The sequence below is a fragment of the Pseudomonas sp. HD6422 genome, assembly GCF_025377065.1.
In the GTDB taxonomy this organism is placed as follows: Bacteria; Pseudomonadota; Gammaproteobacteria; order Pseudomonadales; family Pseudomonadaceae; genus Aquipseudomonas; species Aquipseudomonas putida_U.
Map to the genome: position 1 here is coordinate 79,556 of NZ_JAHWIW010000030.1, position 6,485 is coordinate 86,040.

Annotated in this window: 5 protein-coding genes; 4 read left to right on the forward strand and 1 reads right to left on the reverse strand. The window is 62.2% G+C overall.

Annotated features, from left to right (window positions below; genetic code table 11):
- Positions 1–23 precede the first annotated feature (23 nt).
- Positions 24–896 carry a MurR/RpiR family transcriptional regulator gene (locus KY379_RS20765; protein ID WP_133329332.1) on the reverse strand — a complete coding sequence of 291 codons (873 nt, stop codon included), beginning with the start codon at positions 894–896 and terminating at the stop codon, positions 24–26.
- A 140-nt stretch (positions 897–1,036) separates the two neighbouring features.
- Here KY379_RS20765 and KY379_RS20770 point away from each other — a divergent pair, with 140 nt between their 5' ends.
- From KY379_RS20770 to tpx, 4 genes are all read left to right on the forward strand, one after another.
- Positions 1,037–2,062 (forward strand): Ldh family oxidoreductase, encoded by a 1,026-nt coding sequence (locus tag KY379_RS20770; protein WP_261241234.1) that lies wholly within the window; start codon positions 1,037–1,039, stop codon positions 2,060–2,062.
- Positions 2,063–2,249: 187 nt separating this feature from the next.
- Positions 2,250–3,446 carry an aromatic amino acid transaminase gene (locus KY379_RS20775; RefSeq protein WP_133329336.1) on the forward strand — a complete coding sequence of 399 codons (1,197 nt, stop codon included), beginning with the start codon at positions 2,250–2,252 and terminating at the stop codon, positions 3,444–3,446.
- Between the two features lie 863 nt (positions 3,447–4,309).
- Positions 4,310–5,599 carry a serine/threonine transporter gene (locus tag KY379_RS20780; protein WP_261241232.1) on the forward strand — a complete coding sequence of 430 codons (1,290 nt, stop codon included), beginning with the start codon at positions 4,310–4,312 and terminating at the stop codon, positions 5,597–5,599.
- 179 nt (positions 5,600–5,778) lie between these two features.
- Complete coding sequence (gene tpx, locus KY379_RS20785; protein ID WP_133329340.1) at positions 5,779–6,279, forward strand: thiol peroxidase; 501 nt, start codon at positions 5,779–5,781, stop codon at positions 6,277–6,279.
- Positions 6,280–6,485 lie beyond the last annotated feature (206 nt).

Here is a 6,485-nt window from a genome sequence, read left to right on the forward strand (position 1 = left end):
TCGTCGCACCTCTTGCACTCTTGCTATTGTTGTTTGCTCGGCGACCACGAGGTGTAGCCGACGAACTCGTTGTGTAGAGCGGCAGTTGCTTCCAAGCGTTTTTCAACATCGGGTCCGAGTTTCTTGCAGACCTCGTTGACCATCAGGTGCACCCACGACAGCATGGTCGCGGTCGACTCCCAAAACAGATCGAATTCGGTGGGGACACGAAACACCTCGTCGGCATGGGCGTCGGCCCATTCGCAGAAGGTGTCGGTCACCAGGGTGACCGGGATGCCGGCGGCGCGTGCCTTCTGGCACAGCTGCAGGGCGTGGCGCGAGTAGCGGCGGGCTTCGAACACCACCAGGGTGGTTTCGCTGGCGCGGCCCAGCAGCACATCGCCGAAATGTCCGGCACTGCCATCTACCAGTTGCACGCCATCGCGCAGATACTGCAGCAGATGGCTCATGCACATGGCGATGCCACGCTCGGTCTGGAAGCCGGCGATGAACACCCGCGGCGTTTGTGCCAGGCGACGGGCCACGGTCAACCAAGACTCGGTCTGGCGGTATTCGTGGACCCGTACCAAGGCGGCGATTTCCCGCTCCAGGCTACCGGCGTTGTCGCGTGCATCGGGGTTCTGGCGGTATTCTTCGAGGCGGTCACCCACCAGCCATGGGCCATCGCCCAGGTCGCTCTGCAGGTCGTGCTTGAGTGCCTTGAGGTGGGCATAGCCGAGCGATCGGCAAAAACGGCCGACGCTGGATTCGCTGACCCCGAGCTTGGCTGCGATGCTGGCCGAGGTCTGGAACGGCAACTCGTGCAAGTTGGCGAGCATGTAGCTGGCGATCTTGCGGCCAGAGGCGGCGGCCCCTTGCAGGCTGTTCTCCAGGCGTTGCTTGATCGGTTGGCTCATGCTGCTGCTCCGGGTGACGTGCAGTAGAAATTGAATGTTTTCTGTCACGAAGTCAATCTTTGACAGATAGCTGTCATTGATCGAGAGTGTCGTCTTTCGTCAGCGCTGTTGCTTTGCCAATTCCAACAAAGGAGCTCCAGATGTCCGCACCCACTCCGTCAGCCCTCGTGCGCATGCCGTTTACCGAACTGCAGGGCTTGTTGCAGACGATTTTCAAGCAGCACGGCTGCAGCGAGGCAGTGGCCGGCGTACTCGCGCATAACTGTGCCAGTGCCCAGCGGGACGGCGCCCACAGCCATGGGGTGTTCCGTATTCCAGGTTATGTCTCGACCCTGGCCAGTGGTTGGGTCGATGGCCGGGCAACGCCCGAGGTCACCGATGTGGCGCCTGGCTACATTCGCGTGGATGCCCGTGGTGGCTTCGCCCAGCCGGCGCTGGCCGCGGCCCGCCCGATGCTGGTAGACAAGGCGCGAAGTGCCGGCATCGCCGTGCTGGCGATACATAACTCTCACCATTTCGCTGCACTGTGGCCGGACGTGGAACCGTTCGCCGACGAAGGTCTGGTAGCCCTGAGTGTGGTCAACAGCATGACCTGCGTGGTCCCTCATGGTGCGCGCAAGCCGCTGCTCGGGACCAACCCGATCGCTTTCGCCGCACCTTGCGCGGGGCACGATCCGATCGTCTTCGACATGGCAACCAGTGCCATGGCCCATGGCGATGTGCAGATTGCCGCACGGTCCGGTCAGCAGTTGCCTGAAGGTATGGGGGTAGATGCGGCGGGGCAGCCGACCACCGACCCGGCGGCCATCCTCGATGGCGGTGCTTTGTTGCCGTTTGGCGGGCACAAGGGCTCGGCATTGTCGATGATGGTCGAACTGCTCGCTGCTGCGTTGACGGGGGGGCATTTTTCCTGGGAGTTCGACTGGTCAGGGCACCCGGGGGCGAAGACACCCTGGACCGGGCAGTTGATCATCGTCATCGACCCGAGCAAGGCCGAGGGCGAGCGCTTTGCGTTGCGCAGCCGTGAACTGGTGGAGCAGATGCAGGCGGTTGGGTTGTCGCGCATGCCGGGCGAGCGTCGCTACCGCGAGCGTGAGGTTGCCGAGCGCGAAGGGGTGGCGTTGAGCGAGCAGGAGTTGCAAGGGCTCAGGGAATTGGCTGGCTGAAGGGGACTCTTCAGTCGGTTAGCGGGCGCCTGTGAGACTGGGCTCGCCCGCGAAGAGGCCAACGCCAAACACCAGGCATGCACAGTTGCATAGACAACCTTGCACGCAGGTGATGTTCCTTCACCGCAACTGCGGGTATGCTCAGGTCTGCCTTTACGAACTGTCCTGATCCAAGGAGCTGCACGCTGTGTTCAAACATGTCGATGCCTATGCCGGCGACCCGATTCTCTCGTTGATGGAAACCTTCAAGGCCGACCCGCGGGCCAACAAGGTCAATCTGAGTATCGGCCTGTATTACGATGAGGCCGGCATCGTGCCGCAACTGGCATCGGTGGACGCGGTCGAAAAGCGCCTCGCCGGCCAGGACCACGAAGCCTCGCTGTACCTGCCGATGGAAGGCCTGGCCAGCTACCGCCAAGCGATCCAGGCGTTGCTGTTCGGCGCCGATCATCCGGCGGTTAGCGCCGGTCGCGTGGCGACCGTGCAGACCGTGGGCGGCTCTGGTGCGCTGAAGGTCGGTGCCGACTTCCTCAAACGCTACTTCCCGCAGTCGGAAGTCTGGGTCAGCAACCCGACCTGGGACAACCATCGCGCGATCTTTGAGGGTGCCGGGTTCAAGGTTCACACCTACCCATACTTCGACCAGGCCAGCCGGGGCGTCGATTTCGACGGCATGCTCGCAACCCTGCAGACCCTGCCAGCCAATAGCGTCGTGCTGCTGCATCCATGCTGCCACAACCCCACCGGGGCCGACCTGACCCAGGTCCAGTGGCAACAGGTGGTCGAAGTGGTCAAGGCGCGTCAGCTCATTCCATTCCTCGACATCGCTTATCAGGGCTTTGGCGAAGGTCTGGCGGAAGACGCTTTCGCCATCCGCGAAATGGCCCGTGCCGGCGTGCCATGCCTGGTGAGCAACTCTTTCTCGAAGATCTTCTCGCTGTACGGCGAGCGGGTAGGGGGCCTGTCGGTCGTCTGCGACGATGAAGCCACTACCCAGAGCGTACTTGGCCAGCTCAAGGCCACCGTGCGTCGCAACTACTCCAGCCCGCCCAACTTCGGTGCCCAGCTGGTGGCTGGCGTGCTCGGCGATGCTCAGCTCAATGCCCAGTGGGCAGCGGAAGTCGACGTCATGCGCAAGCGGATCCTGGACATGCGCCAGGCATTGGTCGATGCTCTGGCAGTGCTGCTGCCGGGCCAGGACTTCCAGTTCTTCCTGCGCCAGCGTGGCATGTTCAGCTACACCGGCTTCAGTGTCGAACAGGTTCGTCGACTGCGTGACGAGTTCGGCGTGTACCTGATCGACAGTGGTCGTGTGTGCATGTCTGGTCTGCGTCCGGCCAACCTGCAACAGGTGGCAGAGGCGTTCGCGGCCGTACAGGCTTAAGATCGCCAAGGGCCGACCGCGGCTTTTCGGGCTCTTCACGGATTAGTGGGGGCAGGGTTTTGGTGTTGGGGTCTCTGGGTCTCTGGGTCTCTGGGTCCTCTGGGGGCTCCGGGGTTGGGGCTTTGGGCTTGTGTGGCTGATCCGAGGGATGTAGCGGCGCTGCTGGCCCCTTCCGCCTTTACGGCGGGCAACTTTTTTCTTGGAAAAAGTTGCACAAAACCGCTTGCTCCCACATACGGCCCCTACGCTGCGCTTCGGGGTCCCCTCGCTCCGGCGGCTTGCGGGCCCGCGCGGCCTACGACTTGCTACGCAAGTCTACATCTCGCGCCTCCGGCTAACGCCGGAGGGTGCTACGCACCTGGCCCTCCAGCCACCTCCACTCGGCCTCCTGAGGTCGCGGGTAGATCAAAAGCAAGATCAAGAGCAAGAGCAAGAGCAAGAGCAAGATCAAAAGCCAGAGCAACGGCAGGCGAATCGCTGCGCTCTCGCTTTTTTCTTTACCTTCGTTTTGTGTTGCAGCGGGTCTCGCGATCTGTCTTTCGAAGATAACGCCCGTGCAGGCGCCGCCGAAGGCGGAAGGGGCCAGTAGCGCCGCTACACAAAATGGACCGTTTCGAGTTCCAATGCCAACCCAACCCAACCCAACCCAACCCAACCCAACTCCCCGACAATCCGTGAAGAACCTCGTTTCGATCCGGTGCAACCTTCATTGTCATGACAAGTGCAACCGTCCCTCGGACGGGGCTTCGCAATTGCCCTCTTTCAGTGCACAATCGCGCCCCCCTTTTTCGGTTGAGGTGTGCGATGCTTCTGTTTCGCCACTCTCAGCCTGTTGCAGTCTTGCGAGTGGAGTTGCACCCGGAATGAATGAGCAGGCCCCAAGCGTCGAACAACGCTTCGAATCGACCCCCGCCGCCCTCGGCAATTGGTCGCGTCATGACACCACCTGGATGCTCGGCCTGTTCGGCACCGCCATCGGTGCCGGGACGCTGTTTCTGCCGATCAACGCCGGTCTCGGCGGTTTCTGGCCCTTGCTGGTACTCGCCGCCCTGGCGTTCCCGATGACCTACTACGCCCACCGCGCACTGACCCGCTTCGTGCTGTCAGGCCGTGATGGCGGCGACATCACCGAAGTGGTCGAGGAGCATTTCGGCATCAAGGCCGGTGCATTGATCACCGTCCTCTATTTCTTCGCCATTTTCCCAATCCTGCTTATCTATAGCGTGGCGCTGACCAACACCGTCAGCAGCTTCATCGAGCACCAGCTGCACATGACGGCGCCGCCCCGGGCATTGCTTTCGTTCATGCTGATCCTCGGCCTGCTGGCCATCGTGCGCTGCGGTGAGCAGGCCACGGTCAAGGTCATGAGCCTCTTGGTCTACCCGTTCATCGTTGCCCTCGGGCTGTTGGGCTTGTACCTGATTCCCCACTGGACCGGCGGTATTCTCGACAGCGCCGGCCAGGTGCCTTCGGGCTCGGCGTTCCTGCACACCATCTGGCTGGCGATCCCGGTCATGGTGTTCTCGTTCAATCATTCGCCGATCATCTCGGCCTTCGCGGTCGACCAGAAGCGCCGCTATGGCCAGCATGCCGATGAGCGCAGCGGGCAGATCCTGGCGCGTGCTCACCTGTTGATGGTAGCGATGGTGCTGTTCTTCGTATTCAGCTGTGTACTCACCCTGAGCAGCGCCCAACTGGCCGAGGCGAAAGCGCAGAACCTGTCGATCCTGTCGTACCTGGCCAACCACTTCAGCAATCCGGCCATCGCCTTCGCCGCGCCGCTGATCGCCTTCGTGGCCATTGCCAAATCGTTCCTGGGCCACTACATCGGCGCCAGCGAGGGCCTCAAGGGCATCATCGCCCGGACCGGCGCACGCCCGTCCCCCAAAGCCCTCGACCGCCTCGTCGCGGCGCTGATGCTGGTGGTCTGCTGGATCGTCGCCACACTCAATCCGAGCATCCTTGGCATGATCGAGTCGCTCGGCGGGCCGATCCTCGCCGTGCTGCTGTTCCTCATGCCGATGTACGCCATTCGCCGCGTGCCCTCGATGCGCCAGTACAGCGGGGCGCTGTCCAATGTGTTCGTGGTGGTGATCGGTCTGGTCGCCTTGACCTCGGTGCTCTACAACCTGGCCTATAGTCTGTTCGGCTGAGCCTTCATAGAACACCCAAGCCCGGATGGCATATCGCCCTCCGGGCTTTTTCATGGTCGCGGCCTGCGGTTCGTCGTGGCGAAAAAAACGTCCAACATTTTCTGAAGTGGCCATAGGCACCTGAGCGCCTTCATGGTTAACTCAATGTCCTTTTCAAACCCCGCATAAGGATTTCCGTCATGGCTCAAGTGACTCTCAAAGGCAACCCGGTTCAGGTGAAAGGCAACTTGCCACAGGCCGGCACCCAGGCTCCGGCGTTCTCCCTGGTAGGCGATGGGCTGGCCGACAAGTCGCTGAAGGACTACGCCGGCAAGCGAAAGGTGTTGAACATCTTCCCAAGCGTCGATACCCCCACCTGCGCCACCTCGGTGCGCAAGTTCAACGCCCAGGCCAATGACGTGGCCAACACCGTGGTGCTGTGCATCTCCGCCGACCTGCCGTTCGCCCAGGCGCGTTTCTGTGGCGCCGAAGGCCTGGAGAACGTGCAGAACCTGTCGACCCTGCGTGGTCGTGAGTTCCTGGAAAACTACGGCGTCGCCATCGCCGACGGTCCGCTGGCCGGCCTGGCTGCCCGTGCCGTGGTGGTGCTCGATGAGAACGACAAGGTGTTGCACAGCGAGCTGGTCGCGGAAATCGCCGACGAGCCGAACTATGACGCGGCACTGGCCGTGTTGAAGTAATAACGGTGCAGGGCAGGGCGGGACGTCGACGCCCCTGTCCAACCCCAGGCAACACCCTGAAACGGCCCGGCCTTCTATCCGGGCCGTTTTCATCGGTTTTTCTCAGCGAGATACCCCGTACTTTAGTGCGGGAGGGATAGCGAGGCGTGCGAACTGCGCGCCCTTACGCCGGCCTGTCTTGCTGCTCGATGTAGCGCCGAACCCCG